The sequence below is a fragment of the Leucobacter sp. UCMA 4100 genome (genome assembly GCF_027853335.1).
In the GTDB taxonomy this organism is placed as follows: domain Bacteria; phylum Actinomycetota; class Actinomycetes; order Actinomycetales; family Microbacteriaceae; genus Leucobacter_A.
Window position 1 is genome coordinate 731,330 of the sequence record NZ_JAFEUS010000002.1, and the last position, 26,336, is coordinate 757,665.

General features: G+C 59.7%; 28 protein-coding genes. 15 read left to right on the forward strand and 13 right to left on the reverse strand.

All coding sequences use genetic code 11. The features are described 5' to 3' along the window. Window positions 1-5: 5 nt before the first annotated feature. Complete coding sequence (ehuB, locus tag JSO19_RS03630; RefSeq protein WP_270909798.1) at window positions 6-905, reverse strand: ectoine/hydroxyectoine ABC transporter substrate-binding protein EhuB; 900 nt, start codon at window positions 903-905, stop codon at window positions 6-8. 227 nt (window positions 906-1,132) lie between these two features. Here ehuB and JSO19_RS03635 point away from each other — a divergent pair, with 227 nt between their 5' ends. After that, window positions 1,133-1,885 (forward strand): GntR family transcriptional regulator, encoded by a 753-nt coding sequence (locus tag JSO19_RS03635; protein ID WP_270909799.1) that lies wholly within the window; start codon window positions 1,133-1,135, stop codon window positions 1,883-1,885. A 15-nt stretch (window positions 1,886-1,900) separates the two neighbouring features. Here the strand turns inward: JSO19_RS03635 and JSO19_RS03640 are convergent, their stop codons facing one another. From JSO19_RS03640 to JSO19_RS03660, 5 genes are read right to left on the reverse strand one after another with little or no spacing between them, the layout of a single operon-like run. Then, window positions 1,901-2,800, reverse strand: coding sequence for a polysaccharide deacetylase family protein (locus tag JSO19_RS03640; RefSeq protein ID WP_270909801.1), 900 nt, complete (start codon window positions 2,798-2,800; stop codon window positions 1,901-1,903). Continuing rightward, complete coding sequence (gene speB / locus JSO19_RS03645) at window positions 2,793-3,749, reverse strand: agmatinase (protein ID WP_270909802.1); 957 nt, start codon at window positions 3,747-3,749, stop codon at window positions 2,793-2,795. Before speB ends, JSO19_RS03640 begins: the two co-directional genes overlap by 8 nt. A gap of 45 nt (window positions 3,750-3,794) precedes the next feature. After that, window positions 3,795-4,565, reverse strand: coding sequence for an SDR family NAD(P)-dependent oxidoreductase (locus JSO19_RS03650; RefSeq protein ID WP_270909804.1), 771 nt, complete (start codon window positions 4,563-4,565; stop codon window positions 3,795-3,797). Further along, window positions 4,565-5,257, reverse strand: a complete 693-nt coding sequence (locus JSO19_RS03655) for an SDR family NAD(P)-dependent oxidoreductase (protein WP_270909805.1) — start codon at window positions 5,255-5,257, stop codon at window positions 4,565-4,567. Before JSO19_RS03655 ends, JSO19_RS03650 begins: the two co-directional genes overlap by 1 nt. An 8-nt stretch (window positions 5,258-5,265) precedes the next feature. After that, a complete protein-coding gene (locus tag JSO19_RS03660) occupies window positions 5,266-6,753 on the reverse strand; it encodes an amino acid permease (RefSeq protein ID WP_270909806.1) in 1,488 nt (495 codons plus the stop codon). Window positions 6,754-6,890: 137 nt separating this feature from the next. Between JSO19_RS03660 and JSO19_RS03665 the strand changes: the two genes are divergently transcribed. Next, window positions 6,891-8,177 (forward strand): helix-turn-helix domain-containing protein, encoded by a 1,287-nt coding sequence (locus tag JSO19_RS03665; protein WP_270909807.1) that lies wholly within the window; start codon window positions 6,891-6,893, stop codon window positions 8,175-8,177. 19 nt (window positions 8,178-8,196) lie between these two features. On the opposite strand, the gene soxR is transcribed toward JSO19_RS03665, so the two are convergent. Further along, the gene (gene soxR, locus JSO19_RS03670; RefSeq protein ID WP_270909809.1) at window positions 8,197-8,721 is read right to left on the reverse strand and encodes a redox-sensitive transcriptional activator SoxR; all 525 of its coding nucleotides are present in this window, start codon (window positions 8,719-8,721) and stop codon (window positions 8,197-8,199) included. A gap of 96 nt (window positions 8,722-8,817) precedes the next feature. On the opposite strand from soxR, the gene fdxA reads away from it, so the two are divergent. Genes fdxA through JSO19_RS03690 form a run of 4 tightly spaced genes read left to right on the forward strand, consistent with a single transcriptional unit; the run spans window position 8,818 to window position 11,682 of the window. Beyond that, window positions 8,818-9,141, forward strand: a complete 324-nt coding sequence (fdxA, locus tag JSO19_RS03675; protein ID WP_270909810.1) for a ferredoxin — start codon at window positions 8,818-8,820, stop codon at window positions 9,139-9,141. 8 nt (window positions 9,142-9,149) lie between these two features. Next, window positions 9,150-10,532, forward strand: coding sequence for an FAD-dependent oxidoreductase (locus tag JSO19_RS03680; protein WP_270909811.1), 1,383 nt, complete (start codon window positions 9,150-9,152; stop codon window positions 10,530-10,532). After that, entirely contained in the window at window positions 10,529-11,026 is a 498-nt protein-coding gene (locus JSO19_RS03685; RefSeq protein ID WP_270909813.1) for a flavin reductase family protein, read from the forward strand. Before JSO19_RS03680 ends, JSO19_RS03685 begins: the two co-directional genes overlap by 4 nt. Before the next feature lie 44 nt (window positions 11,027-11,070). Further along, entirely contained in the window at window positions 11,071-11,682 is a 612-nt protein-coding gene (locus JSO19_RS03690; protein ID WP_270909815.1) for a superoxide dismutase, read from the forward strand. A 63-nt stretch (window positions 11,683-11,745) separates the two neighbouring features. Here JSO19_RS03690 and JSO19_RS03695 read toward each other — a convergent pair whose 3' ends face one another. Then, a complete protein-coding gene (locus tag JSO19_RS03695) occupies window positions 11,746-12,237 on the reverse strand; it encodes a hypothetical protein (protein WP_270909817.1) in 492 nt (163 codons plus the stop codon). A 328-nt stretch (window positions 12,238-12,565) separates the two neighbouring features. Further along, window positions 12,566-14,134, reverse strand: a complete 1,569-nt coding sequence (locus JSO19_RS03700; protein WP_270909818.1) for a helix-turn-helix transcriptional regulator — start codon at window positions 14,132-14,134, stop codon at window positions 12,566-12,568. A 328-nt stretch (window positions 14,135-14,462) separates the two neighbouring features. Between JSO19_RS03700 and JSO19_RS03705 the strand changes: the two genes are divergently transcribed. Both JSO19_RS03705 and JSO19_RS03710 read left to right on the forward strand, forming a co-directional pair. Further along, complete coding sequence (locus JSO19_RS03705) at window positions 14,463-16,595, forward strand: hypothetical protein (protein WP_270909820.1); 2,133 nt, start codon at window positions 14,463-14,465, stop codon at window positions 16,593-16,595. Window positions 16,596-16,755: 160 nt separating this feature from the next. After that, window positions 16,756-17,355, forward strand: a complete 600-nt coding sequence (locus JSO19_RS03710; protein ID WP_270909821.1) for a hypothetical protein — start codon at window positions 16,756-16,758, stop codon at window positions 17,353-17,355. A 23-nt stretch (window positions 17,356-17,378) separates the two neighbouring features. Here the strand turns inward: JSO19_RS03710 and JSO19_RS03715 are convergent, their stop codons facing one another. Continuing rightward, window positions 17,379-17,837 (reverse strand): SdpI family protein, encoded by a 459-nt coding sequence (locus JSO19_RS03715; protein ID WP_270909822.1) that lies wholly within the window; start codon window positions 17,835-17,837, stop codon window positions 17,379-17,381. Window positions 17,838-18,013: 176 nt separating this feature from the next. Between JSO19_RS03715 and JSO19_RS03720 the strand changes: the two genes are divergently transcribed. The 5 genes from JSO19_RS03720 to JSO19_RS03740 are packed head-to-tail and all read left to right on the forward strand — an operon-like array spanning window position 18,014 to window position 21,228. Next, window positions 18,014-18,841 carry an ABC transporter permease gene (locus tag JSO19_RS03720; RefSeq protein ID WP_270909823.1) on the forward strand — a complete coding sequence of 276 codons (828 nt, stop codon included), beginning with the start codon at window positions 18,014-18,016 and terminating at the stop codon, window positions 18,839-18,841. Beyond that, window positions 18,838-19,254, forward strand: a complete 417-nt coding sequence (locus tag JSO19_RS03725; RefSeq protein ID WP_270909824.1) for a hypothetical protein — start codon at window positions 18,838-18,840, stop codon at window positions 19,252-19,254. Before JSO19_RS03720 ends, JSO19_RS03725 begins: the two co-directional genes overlap by 4 nt. Next, entirely contained in the window at window positions 19,251-19,475 is a 225-nt protein-coding gene (locus tag JSO19_RS03730) for a helix-turn-helix transcriptional regulator (RefSeq protein WP_270909825.1), read from the forward strand. The genes JSO19_RS03725 and JSO19_RS03730 overlap by 4 nt, the downstream gene beginning before the upstream one ends. Further along, window positions 19,472-20,425, forward strand: a complete 954-nt coding sequence (locus JSO19_RS03735; protein WP_270909826.1) for an ABC transporter ATP-binding protein — start codon at window positions 19,472-19,474, stop codon at window positions 20,423-20,425. Before JSO19_RS03730 ends, JSO19_RS03735 begins: the two co-directional genes overlap by 4 nt. Continuing rightward, window positions 20,422-21,228, forward strand: coding sequence for an ABC transporter permease (locus JSO19_RS03740; RefSeq protein ID WP_270909828.1), 807 nt, complete (start codon window positions 20,422-20,424; stop codon window positions 21,226-21,228). Before JSO19_RS03735 ends, JSO19_RS03740 begins: the two co-directional genes overlap by 4 nt. A 25-nt stretch (window positions 21,229-21,253) precedes the next feature. On the opposite strand, the gene JSO19_RS03745 is transcribed toward JSO19_RS03740, so the two are convergent. Continuing rightward, window positions 21,254-21,955, reverse strand: coding sequence for a TetR/AcrR family transcriptional regulator C-terminal domain-containing protein (locus tag JSO19_RS03745; RefSeq protein WP_270909830.1), 702 nt, complete (start codon window positions 21,953-21,955; stop codon window positions 21,254-21,256). A gap of 47 nt (window positions 21,956-22,002) precedes the next feature. On the opposite strand from JSO19_RS03745, the gene JSO19_RS03750 reads away from it, so the two are divergent. Further along, window positions 22,003-23,250 (forward strand): MFS transporter, encoded by a 1,248-nt coding sequence (locus JSO19_RS03750; protein ID WP_270909832.1) that lies wholly within the window; start codon window positions 22,003-22,005, stop codon window positions 23,248-23,250. 33 nt (window positions 23,251-23,283) lie between these two features. Continuing rightward, on the forward strand, window positions 23,284-24,945 hold the full coding sequence (locus JSO19_RS03755; RefSeq protein WP_270909833.1) for an amidohydrolase: 1,662 nt from the start codon (window positions 23,284-23,286) through the stop codon (window positions 24,943-24,945). A 153-nt stretch (window positions 24,946-25,098) separates the two neighbouring features. On the opposite strand, the gene JSO19_RS03760 is transcribed toward JSO19_RS03755, so the two are convergent. Beyond that, window positions 25,099-25,317, reverse strand: coding sequence for a hypothetical protein (locus JSO19_RS03760; protein ID WP_270909834.1), 219 nt, complete (start codon window positions 25,315-25,317; stop codon window positions 25,099-25,101). Window positions 25,318-25,411: 94 nt separating this feature from the next. Beyond that, on the reverse strand, window positions 25,412-26,077 hold the full coding sequence (locus JSO19_RS03765; protein ID WP_270909835.1) for a hypothetical protein: 666 nt from the start codon (window positions 26,075-26,077) through the stop codon (window positions 25,412-25,414). Window positions 26,078-26,336: the final 259 nt, after the last annotated feature.

The following is a 26,336-nucleotide window of genomic DNA, read 5'->3' on the forward strand; positions in this document are numbered from 1 at the left end:
CGCCCCTACTCAGCGAGTTCGCCCGAGCAAAGCTGCTCGGTCGTGAGGCTTTCGGGCGGCAGGTTTTCTGCCGTGAAGCCAAACTCTTCAACGAGCGAAAGGTACTTCGCCTCGTCACCGGTAATCTTGGCGAGCTCAGCGTTGTACGCCTCAAGCAGCTCGGTATCGGCCTTGCGGAACACCGTGCCGCCCGCACCGATCTGCGGCACCCCGTCAAGCTCCTGCACGAAGGCGTCGGTCGTCTCGACGTCGTCGAGATCCTTTGCCATCCAGTTCATCGAGACCGCGGTGAGCGTGAACGCGTCAGCGCGACCGCTCTGCACGGCCTCCATGCCTGCCTGGGCGTTATCGACCTGGATCGTGTTCTTGATGCCGAGCTCATCGGCGTAGTCGGCCTCGATCGCGCCGCCCTGCACCGCGAGCTTCACGTCGCCGTCTCGGTCAAGCACCGAGTCAAGGTCGCTGAGCTTCTCGGGGTTGCCCTTCGGCACCGCGAGCGCGGTCGTGTACATGATCTCGGGGTCGCTGAAGGCCGCTTGCTCACAACGGTCGGGCAAAATCGACATGCCCGCGCTAATCGCGTCAAAGCGCCCAGCATTCAAGCCGGGAATAAGCGAGTTCCAGTCGACCTCAACGACCTCAACGTTGTCGATGCCGAGCCCTTTAAAGATCTCTTTGTGCATCGCGATAGTCGCGCCAGTTGCCTCACCGCTCTCATCAACCCATGAGTAGGGGCGCTCTTCGGCGATCGCGAGGGTGATCGTTCCCTCTTTTTGCAACCGTTCGAGCGTGTTTCCGTCTGCCGTGTCAGTGTTTCCGGTGGCCGTGCAGGCCGAGAGCAGCAGCGCCGCGACCCCGGCGGCAGCGGCCGCGAGGGGCGTAAATCGGTGTCTGGTACTGGTCATTGTTCCTCGTTTCGTTTCTGAAGGCCAGGTGTAGGCCCGTGTCAGCGATCGACCTGAGCGATGCTACGCGGAATGCAGACCGAATGAAATGTAAACAGTAAGATTGTCTACAATTAGATAGAATCGTTGCATTAGCGGATCCCACCAGGCAGCCCGCCACCGGCTCTGCCGCGGCAACGGCAGGCCCGGGCCATCAGAACCGCCCACAACACCGAACGGAGCACCCCTTGCACGGTCACTACCACGGCGGATCACCCCGCCAAATGGCTCCCCTCACCCGCAGCTCAACCGTCGACCTCATCGCCCACGAGCTTCGCTCGGCGATCTTCTCCGGAGGGCTCCCCGTCGGCTCGCCGGTGCGCGAGGTCGAGATCTCTTCACAGCTTGGCGTGAGCCGTGCCCCCTTTCGCGAGGCGGCCCAGCGACTCGTGCAGGAGGGGCTCCTGACCGCGTTTCCCGGCCGCGGCCTTCGCGTCACGGGCATCACCGGCGACGCGATCGACGACGTGTACGAGGCACGGCTCGCAATCGAGTCTCGCGCAGTGCACCTCGTGTCTGAGGCACGCAACACCGAGGTGCTTGGCGCCCTGCGGAGCGCCTACGAGGGGTTCGCGCAGGCGACCGAACGCGGCGACGACGCCTGGGCGATCGGCGATTCAGACCTCGCCTTTCACCAGCTTCTCGTCGATTTCGCCGGCAGCTACCGGCTCTCGCGCATCATGTCGACGCTGGTCATGGAGACGCGACTTGCGAGTCTGAGCGCCGAGGAGGGGTTTGCGGTGCGCCTCTCGGTCTCGCCCACCTACGAAGCGCTGCTCAGCGGGCTCGAGCTCGGCAACGCGCAGTCCTCGATCAGCGCTCTCGAGGTGCAGTTTCGCGATGCGATCGCCCGCCTCAAAGGAGAGAACGATTACCCCACGATCGAGACCGACCCCGATGCGGTGCAGCACGAGTTCAACCCCATCGACACGGCGCCCTAAGGCGGCTAAACGCCATCACACGATGCGTTGAAACTGCTTCACGGTTGTCGAGTGTTCCCTCGCGTGGCTTGCGATGCGGTGCAGCGGGGCGATCCACACATCACGTTGCTCGACGACTTCGGCAACGAACGCTTCAAGGGCCATCGCACGCCCGGGCCTTCCTGAGAGGAACGGGTGGTTGGTGAGCACCCAACAGCCACCAAAGCGGCGCATGCCGTCAAGCTCGCTGCGCCAAAGCTCGATCGCATGGGACGGGGTCTGAATAGGCCCGAGTTCGGTGACATCGGGAATGTAGCAGTATTGCTCCCAATCATCGAGCGCCCATTGAATGGGAATCTCAACGATCGTGTCAACTGTCGTTCCCTGCCTCGGCGCACCGTCTTGTGGGCGTAGCAGGTATGGAAAATCATCGTCCATGAGACTCGAGTCATACGCAAATCCACGCTCGAGCAAGAGCCCTGGCATTTGCCACGAGAGATCCCACATCGGCGCACGGTATCCCACAGGGCGCTCACCCGTCAGCGCTTCAAGCGTGTCACTACCGCGGTCAAGCTGTTCAATTTGCTTGGCAACGGTGAGCCCGGCAGGTTTGTCGTGATGATAACCGTGGTGAGCAATCTCGTGTCCGGCACGAGCAATGTCGCGAATGACCCACGGGTGAAGGTGAGCGGTAAAACCAGGCACAAAAAATGTGCTCTGCACCCCTTGCCGGTCGAGCATATCGAGCAGCCTGCGAACCCCAACCGTTGGCCCGTAGCGCTGATGCGTCATGACGCTCATGCTTTCGGCAGTGGCAGGGTTCGCGGCAAGCACCGCCGACTCACCGTCAACGTCGAACGAAAACGACACCGCGGTGCGAGCGTTCTCAGGCCAGACGATGGGTGCGGCAGCCGGTGCGCTATCGGCTCTATTCATCTGCGTTTTTTCTACTCATTATTGACAGTAAATCATAAGCGCAGTGTGAGGCGGCAACGGCAGTGATGCTCGCGTGGTCGTATGCGGGTGAGACCTCAACAACATCAGCGCCAACAATGTTCTTGTGCTTCAGCCCACGCAAAAGCTCAAGAAGTTCCCTGCTCGTCAGCCCACCTGCCTCAGGAGTGCCCGTTCCCGGAGCGTGTGCCGGGTCAAGTACGTCAATATCGATTGAGATATAAAGGGGCGCATCGCCAACGCGAGCGCTAATACGCTCGATGATGTCGGTGAACGGGGTCGTGTGAAACTCTCTCGCGTGTACAATCGTGAACCCAAGCTCTTCGTCATCAGTCAAATCTTCGGCGCTATACAGCGAGCCGCGAATACCGACGTGTGCCGAGTGCTCTTTCAGGAGCAGCCCCTCTTCGATGGCCACCCGAAACGGAGTGCCGTGAGTCACTGGGGTGTTGAAGTACGGCCCCCACGTGTCAAGGTGTGCGTCGAAGTGAATGAGCGCCATCGGCCCGTGCTCTTTATGCATCGCACGAATCGAAGCCAACGCGATGGTGTGGTCGCCACCAAGTACCAGAACAGGTTTGCCACCTTTGGCCAGGCCCGAAATGCCCGCTTCTATCTCGGCAAGCGCGGTCTGAATATCGAAGGGGTTGCAATCAACGTCGCCCGCGTCGACTACCTGCACCTCGTCGAAAGGCGCAACCTCAAGTGCTGGGTTGTATGGGCGCAGTAGCCGTGAAGCCTCGCGAATCGCTCCTGGCCCGAATCGGGCACCCGGGCGAAACGTGACCCCCGCATCAAACGGAACGCCAACGACCGCAACATCGTGGTCTTCAACATCGGTAATGCGTGGCAGCCTCGCAAAGGTCGTCAACCCTGCATACCGCGGTGATACCTGGCCATCAATAGGAGGTACTGGTGTGTGGTGAGTCATGTGTTCACTCTTTTCTTCTTGTGACGGTGTGCCTGCTCGGTCGGTTCAGACGCGACTTCGAGTGGCACCGCCATTGACCTGTATGGTTTGCCCAACAATCGATCGCTGCTCAGGCGATGCGAGCATCGCAACAGCCTCAGCGATCTCTTCAGGGCGGCCTATGCGCCCGAGGGGTATCTGCTTTGCATATTGCTCGTGCATAGCCTCAAGTGAGATGCCTGCGGCGTCTGAATCAACCGCGAGTTGCGGGGTGTCAATCACGCCGGGCGCAATTGCGTTGACAAAAATGCCTTCCGGCCCAAGCTCCCGCCCAAGACTCTTGACGAGTGACAATAGGCCAGCTTTTGACGCCGCATAGGCGGTGGCTTCGGGCCACCCCGTCACACCCCACTCGCTTGAAATGACGATAATGCGGCCACCGGTTGCCTGTTCGCGCATCACTCGCGCGCTCTCTTGAATAAGCGCAAAGGTGCCAAGCAGGTTCACTTCGATCACGCGCCACCAGTCAGCCGGATCAGCGTCAACGAGCAGCCCCATGATCATGGTTGCATGGTTTGCCACCACGAGGTCAAGACTTCCCAGCTGCCCGGCGGTGTCGCGAATAAGCGCCCGACAAGCCTCTGGAGTCGCTAGGTCAGCGATCATGGGGGTAGCCCCGGTTTGCTCGAGCAGTTGAGCTAAGCCAGAGCTCTCAGAACGCGCGTGGGCAGCGACCGTTGCGCCGAGTGAGGCGAGTTGCGCCACCTGGGCTTGCCCGAGGCCTCCCGCCGCGCCAGTGACGAGAGCAGATGTAGTGGCTAACGATTGATCATGCATTAGATCACGGCTCCTGAGTTCGGGTGCAGCGTCTCGCCAATCATGAAAGTTGCAGATTCAAGCAAGAACTGCACGCATGCGGCGACTTCTTCGGGCTCGGTTAACGCCCCGCTCGGGAGGGTTTTCAGATACTCCGGTTCGCGCCAAGGCGAATCAGTTGCGAGCAAAGCAGTATTCGTAGGCCCTGGGGCAACCGCGTTCACCCGAACCCCGGTGCTCGCGACCTCGGCGGCAAGACTCTTCATTGCGCCCGTGATCGCACCCTTTGCAGCCGAGTAGTGCGAGTCACGCGGCCCACCGCCAATCGCAAGCTCACTCGTGATCGCAACGATTGATCCGCCACCGTGTTTGATCATGCGCCCGAGAACCGCTTGAGAAGCGGTTGCAAAACCTCCAAGATGCACGCGTAACATCGTGCTCATCTGTTCGTCGGTCACCTCAGTGAACGCCGTGCTCTCGTAGTGGCCGGCGGCACACACGAGACCCGCAATCGGGCCAAGCTGCGCTTCGGTCTCATCGATCGCAGCAACGAGTGACTCGCTGTCGGTCACATCGCCCGAGAAATGCACATCGGCAAGGCTGTGTTCAGCACGATCATAACCGGCCACGGCCCAACCGGCCCGGCGCATCCGTTCGCCGATCGCGGCACCCATGCCACCGGCAATGCCCGTGACAAAAACTACTGGATTCATCTGGTGACTCAACTCCTGTCAGCCCGTGAGGCATCGCTCTTCGGCGCATCAATCACTACCGCAGAGGTCTCAACATTCTCTATACGTTTGCGCACCGAGGCGTACACCAGTGCCCCGACGAGAGCGAGAGTACCTACCCCGATAATCACTGACCAGTCGAGCAAAAAGCTGCCATTGACCGCACGGGGCCAAGCAATGTTCACGAGTTCGAGCACGACCCAAATGAGGGCAGCGACAGCAACCGGCTTCGTGAACACGCCCAGCGAGAACGGGCCCGAGACCCAGCGCTTCTTGAAGAGCGCAACCACAAACCCGAGAACAGGAAAGAGGAAGCTGAGGTAAAAGCCGCCTGAGGTAAAACTCACCATCACTTCGTAGATGTTTTCGGCTACGTTGCTCATGAGTAGCAACGCCGTGCCAATCACCGTCGTGATAATGATGGGGCCAATCGGTTGGCTTTGTTTCTTCGTGAGCACCGAGAGGCTCCGTGAAAATGGCAGCGCCCCGTCGCGGGCCTTGGCCCAAATGAGCCGTGAAGCAGAGGTTTGCAGGGCAAGGAAGCTCGCGATAAACCCAATAGAAAAGAGCACTTGAATGGGTATCGCAAACTGTGAGCCAAGCAGCGCTGTCAGTACCGCGTGCACGGGGTCTTCGGCATAGCCTGGAAGCTGGCTTGCATTCTCAGGCATCGCGAGAATAATCGCGAGACTCGAGAACATCACGATGAGCGAAATAATGGTGAGTGAGAAGAGCACGGCCTTCGGCAAGTTCTTGCGCGGCTCATGCACCTCTTCAGCAATAGCACCAGCACTCTCAAACCCAACGAACGAGAAGCCAATGAAAACGACGGCGAGCAAGAACGGCCCGCCGAGCGTGAAGTAGCCGTCAGAGGCACCGACGCTCTCGCCTTGATCAAAGAGAATCGTAATGCTGTTCGTGCGGTGAGCGATGAGGAGCCAAATGCCAAGACCAATCGATCCAAAAATCTCGGCAATAATGCTCGCGACCATAAACACTTTCAGCACCCCACGGCCCAAAAGGTTAATGATGGTGCCCACGATGAGCAGCACAAAGGCGATGAGTGCCACCTGTGTCGCGCCTGCACCGCGAACCCCGAGAATATTGGCAATAAATCCAGCGGCGCCTAAAGCGACCGTGGTCATCGCAATCACAAGGGTGCAGATATAAAACCAGCCGGCAAACCAGCCGTAAGCAGAGCCAATAAGTCGCGTTGCCCACTGGTATACCGAGCCTTCGATAGGCCACCTCGATACGAGCGTCGCAAAGACGAGAGCTACAAGAAACTGGCCACCGAATACGATGAGAAAACCCCACCAAAATGAGGGCCCGGCTTCAGCCACAGCAATGCCGAAAATACCGTATAGCGCAACGATGGGCGAAATGAAAGCGAATGCAAAAGCGAACACCGAGCCGAAGTTAAATTCTCGGCGAAGTGTTCGGTGTTCTGTTTCGAGTGCAGGATTCCCCTGGCTCATTGTGGTCTCCTTTGGCCCCAAACTAAGCGTTTCAACCAACTATGGCATTCTCCATAAGCAAACGGGACAACATGGGACTTTTCTCCATAATGAGCGATACAATATAGAGAAACATACAATTAAGGAGTGTTTCGCCGATGATGACGCTCACCTCGATCAACGATCTCTTGAGCAATGACGCCCTGTCACTCACCCCAGTTTTTCTGCCACCCGGCGCTGCCGAGACTCAGGTTTCGTGGGTTCACTCAACCGAACAGCTTGACCCACGCCCGCATCTTCGCCACCACGAGCTCGTGTGTACCCTCGGCAGTGCACTCGTGCGCCCTGGTGCCGCAGAGCATTTTGTTGCAGCGCTCGCTGAGGCCGAGGTCGCGGGCGTGGTGCTAGGTCTTGGCGAGGTGCACCTTCAAGCACCCGAGGCACTCGTTGACGCATGCCGCGAAGCATCATTACCGCTTCTGCTCGTTGAACACGGGGTTCCTTTTCTCGCGCTCAATGACGCCGTACTCGAGCGCCGTGCCGAACTCCAGAGCGAGGCACGCAGGCGCGAGATTGCCCTGCTTGCGAGACTCTTTACGCTCGCCCGCAAAGGGGCCAAGTCGACTGAGCTCACTGCTGCCGTCGAACACTCACTCAGCCAGAGCGGGGGCGCCGAAGAGCCGAGCGAAGAGTTCAAAGAGCAGTTTGAAAGCCTGCTTGAATTCTCAGAACGGGAAGACGCAAGGGCCACATCAGAGCAACAGTCACGCCTTGGGCAACTGACGACGCTCATTGTCGAGGGCCTCGCCTTGCCCCAAGCACTCGCACCTGAGCTCGAAGCACAGCAACTTAGCCCAGAGCGGCTCATTGTGTCTCGCTGGCCCGCCGGCAGCGAACGTGCTCTCAAAGCCACTCTCCCTTTCGGGCTCATTGCAACGAGCGAACGCGACGTCATACTCATTAGTGAGCCAGTGCAGCCCGACACCTTTCGCAAGCCTGGCCTCGTTTGCGGCTTCAGCTCGGTGGTGCCACTCGCCCATCTCGGTCGGGCCCTCACCGAATCACGTTCGGCATTGCGCATCGCCAAAAGCCGTGGCGGCGTGACCGGCCCCCACGAGTTAGCGTCGCTTGAAGCGCTTTTAGAGCAGCAGCCAGCTGCTGTCCTCGAAACATTCTTCGCCCAGCTCTGTGAGCCGCTTCTTGAGGCCGACGAGATTGGGCGCGGTGATCTCGTGACCACGCTCTCAACTTTTTTTGACTGCGAAAACCATCTGCAACACACCGCTCAAAAGCTCTTTGTGCATGTCAATACCATTCGGCACCGGTTTGCAAGAGTTCGTGAGCTCACCGGCAAAGATGCGCTATCGCCCTCAGATTCAATTGATTTGCGTATCGCACTATGGGCAGCAAAGCGAGCACGAAAAGCCGGGCTTTTGCAGGATTAAAATCACCCGCACCGCCAGGTCACACCGGAATACGGCGAGCGCCCTGCCCCGTATCGCCGAGCTCATCGTCGGGGTTCAACAGACTGCACGCCTTCATCGAGAGGCAGCCGCACCCGATGCACCCCGTGAGCTCTTTCTCGAGCTTTTCAATGCCGCGGCGGCGCTGTTCGAGCACCCGCTTCCAACGCCGCGAGGCTCGCTGCCAGTCTTCGTGCGAGGGCGTCTCAAACATGGGCACGTCGGCAAAGGCATCTTTCACGTCTTCAAGCGGTATGCCAAGGCGTTTGGCGACCGAAACCAGGGCGACTCTGCGGAGCATGTGCCGGGGGTAGCGCCGCTGGTTTCCCGCCGTGCGGTGCGAGGCAATGAGCCCGAGTCGCTCGTAGTAGTGCAGTGCAGAGGCTGCTACGCCGGTGCGCTCGCTCATCTCGCCGATGCTCAGGAGTTCGTCGGGCGAGTGGGCCGCGGCCCCCGCTGAATCTTCCCCAGACACTCCCTGCGATACGCCCGCGTCAGCCTTTCGATGCTGAGTACTCACTGACATTTCGCCCCTCTCGAATTGACCTCAACCTAGGTTGAGGTTTTAGAGTCTCAGTGTGAGCTTACATTCCCTGCCTGAACTTGTGAAAGGAGTCAGTGCATGACCTACGTCATCGCGCTCCCGTGCGTCGACCTCAAAGACCGTGCGTGTATTGACGAGTGCCCCGTCGACTGCATTTATGAGGGCGAGCGAATGCTCTACATTCACCCTGATGAGTGCGTCGACTGCGGCGCATGCGAGCCGGTGTGCCCCGTCGAGGCGATCTATTACGAAGACGACCTGCCCGATGAGTGGAGCGGCTATTACAAGGCCAATGTCGAGTTTTTCGACAAGATCGGCGCCCCAGGCGGCGCTTCACGAACCGGCCCGCTCGCATACGACCACCCGCTCGTCGCAGCCCTTCCCCCTCAAGAGAGTGACTGACCAACCTTATGAAACGAACTGTAGCGATCGTTGGCGCCGGCCCCGCTGGCATTTACGCCGCCGATATCCTGCAAGACCGTGACCCCGAGGTGCGCATCGACCTGTTCGAGAAGCTCCCAGCGCCCTACGGGCTCGTGCGCTACGGCGTCTCGCCCGACCATCCACGCATCAAAAAGATTCAAGACGCGCTGCACGATGTGCTTGAAAACCCGCGCATCAGCTTTCACGGCAACGTCACCATCGGCACCGACATCACCGTCGACGAACTGCGCGAGGCATACGATGCCGTCATCATTTCGACGGGCGCCGACCGCGACGCCGAGCTGAAGATCGACGGAATCGACCTCCCTGGATCCTTTGGCGGCGCCGACTTTGTGGCCTGGTACGACGGACACCCTGATGCCCCACGGGAGTGGCCGCTCGAGGCCGAGAGCGTCGCGGTGATTGGCGCGGGCAACGTGGCACTCGATGTCACCCGAATGATCATTAAGCACGCCGAGCACCTCGACCACACCGACATTCCCGACAGCGTAGAATCGGCGCTCAAGGCAAACCGGGTGCGTGACGTGCACCTCTTCATTCGGCGTGGCCCGGCCGACGTGCGCTTCTCGGCCCTCGAGCTACGCGAGCTCGGAGCCCAGCACGACGTCGACGTCATCGTCGACCCAGCAGACCTCGAGCTTGACGAGCACGGCGAGCGCATGGTCAAGCAGTTCACTCAGCGTCGCATCATGATGAAGACCTTTACCGAGTGGGCCGCGATTGACCCGGCGAGCCGTGAGGCGTCACGCAGAGTGCACCTGCACTTTTACCAACAACCGGCGAGGGTGCTCGGCGAGCACGCTGTCACCGGCATCGAGTTTGATCGCACGCAGCCCGATGAACTCGGCAGGGTGACCCCGACCGGCGAACGCGTCACCTACGACGTGCAGGCGGTATACCGCACCGTCGGCTATCGATCGTCGCCGGTCACGGGGGTGCCGTTCTCTGACGAGACCGGCACGATTCCCGAGCAAGACGGGCGCGTGCTCGCGGCAGATGGCACGCCGATCGCGGGCTTGTATGTGACGGGGTGGATCCGCCGTGGGCCCATCGGCCTCATCGGCTCGACGAAATCTGATGCAGCGCAAACGATCGGCTCGCTGCTCGATGATCTCGCGCTCGCCGCGGGCAGCGAGGAGCGGGCGGCACGCCAGGCGGCCGCCGCCGAGGCTCTCAGCGAGCGGTTGCGGCAGGCGGTGACGTGGGAAGGCTGGCTGCAGCTTGACCACGCCGAGCGCACCCTCGGCTCGGTGCGCGACCGCGAACGCACGAAGATCGTCGAGCGCCACGACATGCTGCACCATGCCCAAGCATCAACCGAAGCCACGCTGAAAGTAGGGACCCGATGACCACCACACAGACCGATCTTGAGACGGCGTTCAAGGCAGCGTTTCGCGAGCATCCAGCCGGGGTCGCGCTCATCACCGCGAACACCGTAGAAGGGCCCGTCGGGCTCACCGCCTCGAGCGTCGCTTCAGTTGCCGTCGACCCGGCAACGCTCGTGTTCTCGGTAACGCGCTCGACCGGCAGCGCCGGCCTCATCCTTGGGGCCGACACCATTCTCGTGCACCTGCTCGACGCAAGGCACCAGGCCATCGCGCAGGAGTACGCGGTATCTGGCGGCGAACGTTTCACCGATGAGCAGAACTGGAGCGAGCTCCCCACGGGCGAACCGCACCTGGGCGACGTTCGCGTCGCGCTTCGCTGCCGCATCGTCAACAAGATCGCCGTTGGTTCGTCAATGCTCGCGGTTGCCGAGGTGCTGAGCGCCCACACGAACGAGAGCGGCGCCCCCATGATTTACCTCGATCGCGCCTTTCACCTCACGGGCGACGCGATCTAACTCGTTGCCGCGCTCGTCGCTGCGACACCACTGAAAGGAAACACATGACCGTCTACACCCTTCCCGATCTCGACTACGACTACGGCGCGCTTGCTCCTCACGTCTCGGGCAAGATCATGGAGCTGCACCACTCGAAGCACCACCAGGCCTATGTCACGGGCGCAAACACCGCGCTCGAGCAGCTCGCTGAGGCCCGCGACAGCGGCAACCTCGCGAACGTGAACAAGCTCGAAAAGGACCTCGCCTTCAACCTCGGTGGTCACATCAACCACAGCGTGTTCTGGAAGAACATGTCGCCCAACGGTGGCGGCGAGCCCGAGGGCGACCTCGCCGAGGCCATCGGCGAGCACTTCGGCTCGTTCGAAAAGTTCCAGGCGCACTTCACCGCGACCGCAATGGGCGTGCAGGGCTCAGGCTGGTCGGTTCTCGGCTGGGACGACCTCGGGGCACGCCCCGTGATCTTCCAGCTGTTCGACCAGCAGGGCAACGCTCCGCTCGGCATCACCCCGCTTCTGCAGCTTGACGTGTGGGAGCACGCTTACTACCTCGATTACCAGAACGTTCGCGCCGACTACGTCAAGGCGTTCTGGAACATCGTGAACTGGAGCGACGTGCAGGAGCGCTTCGCGAAGGCAACCGCCACAGCAAACGCGTAAGTTCTCACGCCGCGAAAGGGCGGGTGTCTCGGCCAAACACTGGGCGAGACACCCGCCCTTTCGTCATACTGCCGGTTCTGACAATCCATCTCGGCCCGAGCGCACCTCGCGCCCTCGTCGAAGCAACTGCCAGATCGCAAAGCCAAAGCTCGCTACGGCGAGAACGTGTACTGCCGATTCAAGAGAGGCACGCTGTATCCACCCGAGACCCCATGGCAGCAACTCGTAGTCAGGGCCGTACGACGTGTGCTGCAACCCGATGAGCACGAGCGTTACGCTAAAGCCGAAATTCAAGGCCGCCGAGTGCGTGCGATTGCGTGCCGCAAACACCGCAAAGACCGCAAACAACACATAGATGAAGACCGCGCCAAGCACCCCACCAACGGCGTAGGGTAAGTAAGGAACACTCTGCGGCCCCGCCATGATGGGCTCAATCTTCAACGAAAATGTTGCCCCGACTCTGGCGCCAAACGCTTGCATGCCGATAATGCCCGCGAGGCCCACGTAGAGGCAGCCAAGAACCGCCCCGGCAACCACCCTTAACACGATGTTCATGTCGCCTCACCCTCTTCGCTGATTCATTTCAGCGGCGGCAAAACCCTACAAACCTTGGCTCATAACCCTCGGGCTGTTCGCCCTACCACTCTGTGCTTACCCTCCACGCAACCAGGTTTCATTGCCCGTCTCAAGGGTGCGCGGCACAGCGAGCCACTCAGCCAGGGCCGCCGATGACACTCAGTTGGCCCGGTCTACCGACGCTGCTTCACCATGCGAACATCGCCAGGGCCAAGCTCAGCAGCGGGGTGACGACTGCTGGGCGATAAGACTCACCGAGCGTGCCAGGAAAGATGTATCGAGAACAAACATTCCACGTACTTTCGCATTAGAAAAGCCCAAGCTCGATGCATCGAACCTTGGCCTCTTGCGTATTCGTTACGGCGAGCTTGCGAAACGCTGAACGGACCTGGCTTTTGACCGTATTGATCGAGACTGTCTCGCGAAGCGCAATCTCTTTTCGACTCAAGCCGCTCACAACATACCTCAAGATGACAAGCTCTCTCGGTGTAAGCGTCGTCACTTCAGCAGTGTTCAGAACCGGCGTAAATTGATACAGCGGCCCAGCGGAGCGCGAAAGCCATTCCCTCTCGACTTCTGCCGAAAGAGGGTGCGAAACCGTGAGCTCAAAAAGTGCTCTGAGCGAGCTCGGGTGAATTGTCGTGAACACCGAGAGACACCCGTTCAGCCCAAGTAGTAAATCACTGAAGACAGCACGAGCGGCTTCACGCCGCCCAACTGCAAGCAAACACATTGCTTGCAGCGCGAGAAGATCAAGCCGTTTTCGCGACAAAGCCAGCGGTATTGCGGTCTCAATCGTTTCAAGCGCAGTCTTGAAGTCATTCTCTAACGCAGCAGCCCGTGCTTCAATGAGTGCCACCGTGACCGGCTCGTTCAGGGTGCGTGACAGCGAGAGAGCCTGTTCACGTTTACCAGACTGCAATAGAGCCCCGGCTCTCAACCGCTGCGCCGTATGAGGCTCGAGGTACTCTTCGGTCTCATCAATCAGTTGCAACGCGCGGTTGGGAAAGCCCGAGAACAAAAAACAACGCGCCCTCATCTCTATCACCCAGTAAAAGAATTCGAAGCCCTGTGTTGGCTGGGCAAGACTCGGTAGAAACTCGGCTGCACGGGCAAAATCAAGACGTTCGAAAGCGACGATGAATGAAGCGAGCGGCTCGGCAAAATCAACGACTGCGGCATAATCCGGGCTGATCGATACTGGCCATTCTGCGGCTCTTGCAAGCCATTCCTCCGCCTGATCCAGCCTCCCAGAAGCCGCATGTATGGCCGCAATCGTGCTTGCGGCTTCGTGAGCAACGAATCCCAGTTCATCTTGATGACGCCATCTCCAAGCATGCATATAAGCAGCATGTGCATGAGCGATGTCGCCTGCCAACAAATATGTTTTGGCAGCTTGAGCGAAAAACCCTGAGGCTGCTGCTTCAGCAGCAGCGCCTACTCGATCGGCAGCAATTAACACCTGTTCTTCAACGGCTTTGACAACTTCAAGGGCTTTCTCGGTGTGATGGTTAAGTCTCAGAGACACGATAGAAACCGTGAGCCTTCTCACTGCTCTCGCAGAAGTCTCGCCACCCTCGAGTAAAATTTGGTTCGCGGCATTGGGGTCTATATCTGCAACTTGCGACAGCCCCACAAATTCGAAGTGCGGTTGCAGTTCAGGGTGCAACGCTCTCACTTCTGGAGGCATAGCTTCCAGAGCGCGCCTCGCATAAGCCATTCCACCGGGTTTGCGCACAAGCAACAGCGAGGTATCTTCAAGAATGCGAATAACCTGTGCCCAATCCTGCGCCGAAACAGCTTCGTGGAGACCCAGATCATCTGTATAAAGGCTTGGCGCCAGATCGGGAATAGCAGCATGGTTCGAGGTACCCATCCCCATCTATTCCCCTCATCGTCGTCCCCTAATAGATCATTTCTAGTTCTCATACTCACATGACGGCGGCTGAGCGAGGGGAATTTACCAGGGGTGAACAAAGGGTGATTTACCTGCCCAAGGGGTGAAAAAGTCTTTCTGTAGGGGCTTCCTTCGGCAAGACTGTCTGCTCGGAGCGTGCCGAACATTTTCACCAAAAACCGTCACTCGTTCTTCAGGTTTCTCGGTTCCTGCATGAAACATGCCTGCGCACACTCTATGTCGCCGCCTTGCTCACCAAGAACCGGCCGATATCTGCGCAACACAAGCCAGGAGAAAAGGGTACTTAATGGCAAACACAATTACATCCCCGCCGAGGGCAAAGAAGAGAAGAGATGCGCTTGGGGGCGCTCTCGCACTCCTCCTCCTCTCATTCGGTCTCACGACAACGGCCACGGCACCTGCCCAAGCCGCAGAGGGCACACCAACAGAAATCACCGAATGGTCTTTCCAGCGTTCAGACGGACTGACCAACGGCAACACCTACTGGCTTGATGTCTCTTGGCGTGCCGTCAAGCAGGTCGCGGCTACGCCTCCGGTTACGGTGCAGTTCGATCTACCAAATGAAATCCGCGGCATCGCTGATTCGTTTGTTATTCGCGACGCAGCAGGCGCGATTTCAGGCGAGTGCACCGTTACCGAGCAGACTGTCACCTGCGGCCTTGACAACGATTACGTCGTCGCAAACCCGAACAATATTCAGGGCACTTTTAGCATGCGAGGCGCTCTACAGTTTGACGAAGAAACCGTCACAGAGCCGCAGGAACGCACCATTCGAATCGCGGGCAAAGACCACACGTTCACTGTGGCCCCAAAGGGTGAGCCCGGGCCAGTCTGCGAGGGAGAAGCTTGTGCATGGAGTCCTTACAGCGACAAGGGCGCGAAGTACGGCAGTTACAACGATTCAAACGGCAATGTCAAGTGGAATATTTGGGTGCCAACCGTTTCAAGTGGTGCGGCTTGGATGAGCAACTCAGACCAGACGCTGAAAGAGGGTCTCAAGGTCACGGTCACCGACCACTTTGAAGCACCTCAAACCTATGTTTCCGGTCCCCACATCTACGAGCTCTCATGCATGGCGCACTCAGAGCAGGGTTATGAATACCCCGCTGGCTGGCGTGACGTCACAGAAGATGTGAATGCAACGGTAAGCGATGATTTCAAGTCGGTTACGTTTACCTCGAAAGCCCCGGCCTCGGGTGCATGCGAAGGCGTGAAAAACTCTTCGGGAGCTCCTGAAAGTGCGCCCGCTCCTTACGAGCTTGAGGGCGGTATCTATGTCATCGAGTGGGTACTCAATAACAGCAACCACGAACTCGGTGGCAAGCAAACGCTGAAGAACGCTGCTGATATCAAGATCAATGGTGTTGAAACCCCCAGCATTGAGGTCGCTCACGAAATACAGATGGCAGGCGGATCGGGCGGCGGCGATATGAACAACGCGCTCCCCACCTCACCCACGATCAACGCTGCTGAGTGCACCGAAGGTGATATCGGCAAGATCTGGGAAGAAGTTGTACTGCCTGAGGGCGGGTTCTTCACCTACGAGCAGTCTGTCGACGATAACCACCTCGCAACGGTCATCGCGACGCCGGTTCCTGGCGCAACGCTCAGCAATGGCGACCTGCCAGAAGGCTGGACCGCAAACGACGACGGCACCGCAACCTGGAGCTACCAACTCAAAGCCACCGACTGCGACACCACCGTCACCCCCAACACCCCCACCATCAACCCCGCAGAATGCACCGTTGACACCGAGGGAACCACCATCTGGGAAACCGTCACACAACCCGACAACGGTAACGGCATCACCTACAGCGATGTCACCACCAACGACGAGCACATCGCAACCATCACCGCAACGCTCGACAAGGGCCACGTATTCGGAACCCTGCCAGAAGGCTGGACCGCAAACGACGACGGCACCGCAACCTGGAGCTACCAACTCAAAGCCACCGACTGCGACACCACCGTCACCCCCAACACCCCCACCATCAACCCCGCAGAATGCACCGTTGACACCGAGGGAACCACCATCTGGGAAACCGTCACACAACCCGACAACGGTAACGGCATCACCTACAGCGATGTCACCACCAACGACGAGCACATCGCAACCATCACCGCAACGCTCGACAAGGGCCACGTATTCGGAACCCTGCCAGAAGGCTGGACCGCAAACGACGACGGCACCGCAACCTGGAGCTACCAACTCAAAGCCACCGACTGCGACACCACCGTCACCCCAGCACCTCCAACACCAACCACCCCTAAGCCGGTTCCCAAGGTTCCCGTAACCGACGACCTGGCGACAACGGGCGGCACCGGCTTCCCATTCTGGGTCACGGGTGCTGCGGCTCTCTTGCTGCTCAGCGGTGTAGCAACTGCCTTGTTTGCACGACGAGAGCGAAGCCTCGACTAGCAAACACGATTTGTTCCGGAGGTATCCGGAACAAAGCTCAGAACTGAGGTTCTGAGTTCCTGGCCCCGAAGCCCGCGTATTCCCCCATCCTCACGCGGTTCTGCTTCGGGGCCTTCCTCGTTGCCTCAAGCGCCTTCGCCAACCTTTGATACTGATCGATATGCGCACAGCCCTCACCTTGCTCGCCACCGCCAGCACGCTGCTTCTCATCGCCGGCTGCTCGGGCGACCCCACCGTCACCGACGACAACGAACCTCGGGATCAGGCGAGCGAAACGGTCACCGACGAAGCCGTGAATGACGCACCTACCGACAGCGCGTCGATCGCTCACATCACGTCGTGCGACCAAGTTGAGGCGGTCGTCGCGCCGTACATCGAGGGTCTCGTTCCCGCCGAAGATAACGGTGTCGACGAGTGGGGCGTGTATTGCCTCTGGGAGACCGCCGAGGGCGAGACCGCTCTCGCCAATATTCGCGTGGTCTCAGTGAGCCTCACACCGGTCGAGCCCGGCAGTGAAAAGCCCGACACCAGCATGATTGAAAACGCCGAGGGCGGCTCAGTCGTCGAAGCCGAGTGGATCACACAGCACGACGGTGTCGCCTTCTCTCTCGACCTCGGCTCGGCGGTTGCCGGGGCCACGACCACGACGGTTTGGGTTCCCACGGTTGAGGCCATCATCGGCGGCGGATCCTGGGCCAACATGCCCGCTCTCGACGGCCCCGCGGCTGCAGAGGTCGTGCGGCAGCTACTCAAGGCCTAGGGGCGCACGCGCTGAGCAGCGCTTCAAGCATCGCTCGCGTCATCGTTCCTTTGCACCTCATGGCCGCTGCGATCGTCTTCAGTGCCACCGACGTCATCGACGATGGTTGCGCACTCTTCGTCGGTAATAGCCGGTTTTCGAGCATCGAGAAAGGCAATAAGGGCGGCGATCATGCCGACTCCGAGCAGAGCGAAGAAGCCCCAGACAATACACGTGATTCGCTTTTCGGGGTCGCCCATAACGATCACAGACGCAATGACGCTGAGCAGCGCCACGCTACTGGCAGCGAGCATGAAGGGCAAAGCTTTTCGGTGCGCCCGCTGCCAGACCTCTTCTGAGCGATCGATGCGGCCGACTCGAATACCAATAAACCCGTTGGGCGGAAGCGCTCCCGTCGAGGCAAAGTAGGTCACCGCGCCGGTGAGCGCGGCGGAGAAGGTAAGCGTCGTGAGACTCAGTAACCAGTTGGTGAGTTCGCTCATTCACGCATCCTCGTGTGTGACATACTGCTCAGCTTAGCCAGCCCAATCTTTTTCACGACCAGGGCTTTACCAGTGAACCTCGCCACGTCTCTCACCGGAACGTAAAGCACGCTTGACATACGCCGGATGAAAACTTTATCCTTATGTCAAGCTACCTTTACAGTCAGGACAGACACATGAGCAGTCGCACCGCGCTATGGCAGCTCACGGCAATGAGCACCCGCGACCTCATGCGCGACAAGCTCACCGGCTTTGCCCCGCTCTTTCTCTTTGGCTGGCTCCTCTTGATCTACTGGCTCTTCACGATCATGCTGCCAAACGCAGCAGACTCTGCGAGCACGCACCCACTGCGTCTCGCGCTGCCGAGCATCGTCATGACCGGCATCACCGCGACCGCGTTTATGGCGACCACGGTTCCACTCGTCGCAATGCGAGAACGTGACCTCTTACGGCTACTCGGCACGACACCACTCAAACGTTCGACCTTCGTGCTGGCTCAACTGCCAATTCGCGTCGTGCTCGTCGGCGTTCAAGTAGCGGTCGGCTACGGCGTCGCCATCACCGCGGGCTTCACCGGTGAAACAAGCAACCTTCTGCGGCTACTCACCACGACGCTCATCGGGTCGGCAATGCTCTTCGCATGCGCGCTCCTCGTTGCGGGCCGAGGGCAAAGCGCCGAGTCAAGCCACCACATAAGTGTTGCGGTAGCACTTGGAGCAATGATGTGCTCGGGCACCTTCCTGCCCATCGCAGCGGGAACACTCTCGCCCCTCGTCGAATCGCTTCCGCGGTTGCTACCAACGACCTGGTTCGCTTCTGCGCTCGCCCCAGATCTTACGGGCGGTGAGGCTTTCATGCCAGTGCCGCTGCTGTGGGCAATGATGCTCGTGATGACGGTCGTCGCGGGAGTCACGGCGCTACGGCGATTCGAATGGAGCACCGGCGGCTCCCCCGCGCACGTACCAACTCACGATCACCGAGCAAAGGAGGCCGTGACACCATGAACGGCGCATCTCAATACACTTCGAGCGAGAAGCGATCCGCAATCACCTATGTCTGGGAGATGACGAGTGGTCTCTTGCTCTTCATCTTGCTCTTCATTGCGCTGCCAGCGCTCTGGCATACCGAGCACGGCACCTGGCAGCACCTCACGCGAACCCTGTTGCCGCTCGTGCCACTCGTCTGGGTTCCCTTTGCGATCTGGCGTCATGGCCGCCGCATGGATGAAATGCAGCGGCAATTCTTCTCACGGAGCATGTCATTTGGGTTTGCGGCAGCGATGGTAGCCGCGGTCACGATTGGCTTGCTTGAGGGTGGAGGCTTCTCGATTCCTATGAGCGGCATGGTGATCTTCACGGTCGGCATGGCAGCATGGGGCATTGCTCTGCCGGTTAGCTTTGCAAGGGGCAACCGGTGAAAAACATGGTTCGAGAGCTCCGCACTGAGCAGGGCTGGTCGCAGGTACAGCTGGCCGAGGCCCTCGGGGTCTCGCGCCAAACGATCAACACGCTCGAGAAGGGACGCTACGATCCCTCGCTGCCTCTCGCATTCCGAATTGCTTCGGTGTTCGAGCTCCCAATCGAGCGCATCTTTTTTCCGTCTGACAGCGACTCACCACCGACCGGAGGCCGTGCATGAGTGCTCACGCCAAGCCTCCTGCCGCTGTGCACGTTCGTGCGCTCGAGAAACACTATGGCGAGCGCACAGCCGTGGACGGCATCGACCTCACGGTCGCAGAAGGCCAGGTGTTTGGCCTTCTCGGCCCCAACGGAGCCGGCAAGACAACCACGGTCGAAATGCTCGCGGGACTCCGTTCGCCGACCGCTGGCACGGTGCGAGTCTTGGGGCTTGACCCCGTGGCCCAGCGTGACGAATTGACGAAGCGTGTCTCAGTGCAGCCACAGGCGGCAAACCTCTTTCCCACGCTCACCACGCGAGAGACGCTGGCCCTCTTCGCCTCGTTCTACGACGGCTCTCGCCCGCTCGAAGAGGTCATCGCGATCACCGGACTCAACGATTGCCTCGGCACACGCGTGAAGAAGCTTTCTGGCGGCCAGCTACGTCGCCTACTCATCGGCATCGCCATCATTGGCCGGCCACAGCTGACCATACTCGACGAGCCTTCGGCGGGGCTTGACCCGGCTGCGCGGCGTGAGCTCTGGGCGCTCATACGCGGCCTGCGCGACGAGGGCGTTACGGTCATTCTCGTCTCACACCACATGGACGAGGCATTCGAACTCTGCGACACCCTCGCCATCATGGTTTCCGGCAAAGTGGTCGCCGAGGGCACGCCTGAAAAGCTCATCGAACAGCACGGTTCACGAAGCACCGTTCACTTCACGGTGCCAGAGGCTACCGATAGGGCCGTCATCACAGAGCTCGCCGGCGAAGCCCCTTTTACCGTCGATCAGGTGCCCGACGCACTGCGCATCAGCATCGAAACGGCCAACCCCGACGCGCTCTTGCGCCGCGTCACCTTTCATCGTGGTCTTCACGCCTCGGCTATGCGCGTTGAGGCCCCCTCGCTCGAAGACGTCTTCATGCGTCTGGCTGGCGAGCGCGAAGCCGGCTGGACCCCATCATCATGAGGCCGCTCGGCAACGCCACCCAGTTTCGGCAGCTCTGCCTGGCGTTCGGTCGTGAGGCGCTCCGAGACAAGCGTGCGATGCTCACCATGCTGTTCACTTTTGCCGGGGCCCTCGTCGCCATCACGCTCTGCGATGTCGTGCTCGCTGTGGGCCACTCCGAGACAGCTGGCTCAGCACACTTGCCAACACTCGGAATCGTCAGAGCCTCACTTCCCACCCTCGCCCTCATCGGATGCTGCTCCCTCGCTTTCGTCACGACCGCCACCCCGCTCGTCACCTATCGCGCGACAGGCGTGCTGCAACATCTGAGCACGACGCCGATCCGCAGTGTACCGCTCGTCACCGCCCACCTCGTTGCCCGTCTGCCGGTCAGCGCCGTACAGGTCGCTCTCATCGTTGGCCTCGCTCTTGGATTCGCCACCCCTTCGCCAGCAGCGCTCTCCCGCTTCACGCTCGTACTCTCGGCAGGCTTCGCTTTCTTCCTCTCGCTCGGGTGCCTTATCGGAGCGAGATTTCGCAGCCCCGAACGCACCATGGGCTTCGCGCTCATCGCCACGATGCTCGTCATCGCTACCTCAGGTGCAGCGGTCCCGCTAGCGCTCTTGCCGCAGCCACTCGCAAATGTATTCACCTGGCTGCCCACGGCCTTCTTCGTGAACGCGCTCGGGGCCGAACTCGCGACGCCCACAGTCGAAGCATCCGCCGCATCGCCCTTGCTAGCCCTCGCTTTCGTCGCCGCGGCTGCCGCCGTGCTCTCGATTGCCGCAGCAACGCTCCATTGTTTCCCTGGCAAGAATCAATAACCAGTGGATCGCCCAAGCGCTTTCTCTAGCTGATTGCGTCGACCCTCGCCCGAATACCCGCGATGATGAAATCAAGACCTCGTTCAAACACGAGAGAGCTCCGTTCGTCGCCGCTCGGGTGATCGTTCATGAGCGTCACGAGATGTGCTGAGGCCCGCTCGGCATCAAAAATGCGCGCGGGCGAAAGCGCATCGAGCGCAGCCCCAAACGAGAACGCATCAATGACTTCAATCGTGGTGAGAATCTCAGACTGTGCCAGACCCGCTTCTTCGAGCGTTTGCGCGAGCGCCCCGTAATAGTGCATAAGGTCAGGCTCATCGATGACAACGGTCAACATCAGCTGTAGCACGCCGGGATGTTCGGCATACATGCGCCAGCTGCGGTGCACTTCGCCACGAATGCGCTCTTCCCAGGTTCCCTCAGTCGGCCCCTGTTCGAAGTACTCGGTCACGAGCACGTGCCTCATCGCACGAATAACGCCTTCGCGACCTTGGACGTGGTGGTAAAGCGAAGAAACACTCACGCCGAGCTTTGTGGCGAGAGGCACCAGCTGAAGTTCATTGCCCGAGTCTACGAATTCAACCGCTGCACGGCCAATGATCTCGCGGTTCAGCAGTGTCGTGCAAGGTCTCGCCACGGTGCCCCTTCCTTTGACGGTCTTGACAAATCTTGCCATACGGGCGACGATAATCACAATAACCGAAATAGTTTCGGTTAATTCGTTCACTGAGTAACGACTTCCTTTTAATCACCGCCAAAGCCGCCGGAGACCGCATGCCCCACACCAACACCCCCGAATCAGCACTGTCGCAAGAATTCGCACAGCCGCCACACAGTGACCCGCGTCGCCCGCTGACGCTTCGCAACGGCAGCGCAACCTTTGTCATCGCCCTCGCAAGCCTGATGATGGCAAACCTTGCCCCCTTCGTGATGACCGCGCTTGGCCGACTCGGATTCGATGTCATTAGCAGTGGCAACATTCTCACTTGGGCCCTACTCGCCTCGGCGATTATCGGCCTGGGAACTTCGCGACTCGCGGCAGGAAAGCACCGCCGGAACCTCGCAACAACCGGCCTGTTTATCGCCACCGCCGCCTTCGCGGTTGCAACGTTTTCGCCCACTCCAGGCGTCGTTGTCGCAGGCCTCATCCTGGGCGGCGCTGGCATCGGTGCAGCGATCTCCACTTCCGGTGCAGCCCTCGCAGCACTGCGCAACCCAAACCGCATTTCAGCAGCCAGCGGGCTTGTGAACCGGGTGCTCATCGCCATCATTCTCGGCATCATTCCCATCTTTGGCATCGCTCAAACAAGCGTGTTCGGATCGCTCGCGTTACTCTCGCTCATTGCGCTTCTGCTCGCGCAATGGCTTCCCGATGCCCCAAGCCACGCAGAACCCGTCGATGTCACCACCAGCCTGAGCATCGCAGCGCCACGCAAAATCACGCTTGCGGGCATCGCAATTCTCATCGTGTTCCCGGTATGGGGCGCGAGTGAAGACGCAATTTGGACCATGGCCCCGGTGCTCGGAGAAGCAGTCGGCCTCGGCGAGCAACCACTCGGCTTCGCGCTGAGCCTCGCGGCCGCCGGTGGCGTACTCGGCATGCTTACTGTCACAATTTTTGGCGAACGCATCGGCCGCGCGCTCCCCCTTTCAATTGCCCTCGTCATCGGCGGTGCATTGAAAATTACGGTCGGCTTCGTCGACGACCCCACGGTCTTCGCAACGCTCATCATTGCAATCAACACGATTTACGCGTTTTCATTTGCGCTATTCATCGCAGCTGCCGCTGGGCTTGATGCGCGTGGTCGATGGTCTGGGCCATTGATCGGCGCTTACCTCATCGGTTCAAGCTTCGCACCGCTGCTCGGTGGGTGGCTCATCGAACTCGTCGGTGCCGGCACGTTCACCCTCATTGCTGGCCTCGTGAGCTTCATCGCAATTGCACCAACCAACGCAATCGCACGCGTTTCAGTAGGCGCTGAAAAAGCACTCGCCCGAGCCTCAGAGCGTCCCTCATACTAACCAAGCCCCTCCACACAAGAAAGCATCTGCCACATGACTTCCTCACCCACTATTTACCACGGAGCAACGGTTTTCACCGGCGTAGCCAGCGATGCACCTCGTGAGAGCTTCGCCTGCCGCGACGGGCTCATCATCGCTGCAGGCGACCTCGACGTCGTACGGGCTGCCGCCGGTAATGAAGCAGTTGAGGTGGATCTTGGTGGCTCCGTTGTCACCCCCGGCATTATCGAGGGTCATGCGCACATGCTGATGCTCGGAGAGACCCTCTCAAAAGTACCCCTGCGCGATGCAGAGACCGTTGCTGAGGTGCAGCACCGACTCGCAGCCGCCCGTGCTGCGAGCCCTGATGCCAAGGTGTTGCTCGGTTCAGGCTGGCGGTTCGACATATTTGACGAGGGCGAACGTCCCAATGCGGCACAGATTGAAGCCGCCGTTGCTGACGTGCCCGTCGTACTCGACGCAAACGATCTCCACTCAGTCTGGGTCAACACTGCAGCGCTCAACGCAATGGGCATCACCAGAGAAACCCCGGACCCCGTGGGCGGCGAGATCGTGCGCGACAGCGCAGGGAACGCCACGGGCTTCCTGCTCGAGACTGCCGCGGTTTCGTTCGCGTGGAAATACCTTGAATCGCTTCGCGGAGAAGAAGACGAAGACCGGTACCTCGATGCGGCCTTTACTGCCTATCTCGAGAGCGGCGTCACCGGCGCCACAGAAATGTCATTTGGCCACGCAGAGCTTGCCGCTTACCGTCGCAGGCTCGCCCGCGACGGACGCCTCCCCTTTCCCATCACTGCCCATTGGATGCTCACCGCTACCGGCGACACTGCCCAAGACCTCGCACAGATCGAAGAGGTTATCGAAGTGCGTGACAGCCTGCATGCAGACCATGGCGCCGAATGGCTCTCGATCGTCGGCGTCAAGTTCGTGCTCGACGGTGTCATCGATGCGTGCACTGCCGCGATGCAAGAGCCCTTCGTCAACGGTTCACACCCGGCCCCCATCTGGAACCGTGAACACGCTATTCCTGTGGCTGTTGCTGCCGATGCCGCGGGTCTTCAGCTCGCGCTTCACGCAATCGGTGATGAGGCGAGCGCAATTGCGCTCGACATGGTGCAGGCTTGCATGACAGAGAATGGCCCTCGAAATGATCGTCGTGCACGCATTGAGCATCTAGAATCAGTAACCGACGAGACCATCGCACGCATGGCAGCATTGGGCGTCACGGCTTCGGTTCAGCCAGTGCACTGCGACCCAGCAATTCTCGACAACTGGCAGGCTGTGCTTGGTGGCGAGCGTGCCGAGAGCGGCTTCCCGTGGCATAGCTTCAGAGCCGCAGGGGTGCCCCTCGTCCTGGGCACTGATGCGCCCACTGCCCCGCACTATGCACCAGATAATCTCTTCATCGCACTCACCGCGGAGTCGGCGCTCGATGCGAGTCGCTCACCGTACCATCCAGAGCGCGTGTTTACTCCCGCTCAAGCGCTCGAAAGCCTCACTTCTGCGGCAGCGACGGCAACCGGCAAAGGCGAAACGCTCGGTCGTATCGCGACGGGTCACCGAGCAAACATCACGGTATGGGGCGTTGATCCGCTTCATGGAACGCCTCGCGATCTCGTGGGCAGCGCCGCAACGCTCACGCTGGTCGACGGCGTAGTGATGCACGATACCCGTGATGCCGCATCGCGTCTTTAAAAAGTCATCATTAGCGCGAGACGTTGCGGGGCGCTTACACACCCGGCAACGTCTCAGAGCTGCCATCGCGGCGTAAAACTAGGCGAAAACAGGGCAGACATAGGCGGGGCAGGTGTGCTGAGTACTCCTTCACACCGGCAACCGCACCCTGCCTTAATCGTGCTGGTGCCTTCTTCGCCAGGCCCACTGCCCCACCTCAAAAACAGAGAAGACAAGGAGCAAAAAGGCTGAGACCATGACGACGAAGTACAGGGGCCCTGCAGCCATACGGCTCGTCGTAAAGAACGCAATCATGGCCCACAGAAAGAACATCGCTGCATTGCGAGCCACTTTCTTGCCACTGCGAGGGACATCAGGAATCATCTTGTCCATGCCTGCGACCCTAGCAAGGCGAAGAGCGCAAGAAAAGGATGGCTGATCTCGCTGGTCTACGCATAACGCAGGCCGATGTCTGTGGTGCTGAGCGTTACGAACCCAAAAGCAGTTGAAAACCATCGAGCGGGTTTGAATCGCTGAACACAACCTCAATCGTGATCCCATCGTAGGTCACGAAGGGTTTCCCATTCTTTTTCACAACGGTAGCGAGACTGTCAGGGTCATTCGTGGCAACAACGACTTCCCCCGTGAACAGATCCAGCGAAAAACCAGTCACGCCATGAATGCCGAGCGAGGCCGCGATCGAGTCTTCGCCACCGTCGGTGAAGTGCTCGCCCAGTTCTCTGGCCTTCCGAATATCAGCTTGCGACGGGACCGGAATGATCGGCAACGGTGACGTCTCGTTCAGTTCATCAACGATGGCGAGTATTTCATTCGCCACATCTGCTTCTTCATAGAAACGAAGTCTGACCTGCCCTCGAAGTTCGACATCGACAACGGTCAAGCCTTGATATCTCGGGTCTAAGTCGTTCAGCCCAGCGTCTTGAATCATCTGCATGGTGTCTGACGTCGCAAGGTCAGTCATCTCGTCAACGATTGCTTGCGTTTCAGGGTCTAGCCGGTCTGAGTTCACGGCAGTTTTGCCGGCATCCGTTTCTTGCCCTACCGAGTAAGCGGGGGTCAAACCGACAAAGCCCAGTGACCCTCCAAGAAGTATTGTGGCCGCCGTAGCAGCCAGTTGAAATTTCTTCGTCATCACGCACCCTTCTCGAGACAGAGCATCGGGCCCGTCCCAACCGCCTAGTCTTGAGACTTGCACACATTGCCCTCACTCACAATGAGAATCAGGCTTTAGTTATCGTCTGGCAACACATCTCTACCCACTTGCGAGCCGGGATAGGCAGCCGACCAGACTCAAACCTCTGCGGTCCGTTCCGACTCCGCACGCCCAAAGTACGCTCCTTGCCGCGCGGGAAACAGCCGCAAAATACTCTTACGCAACCCGCGAAGCCTTG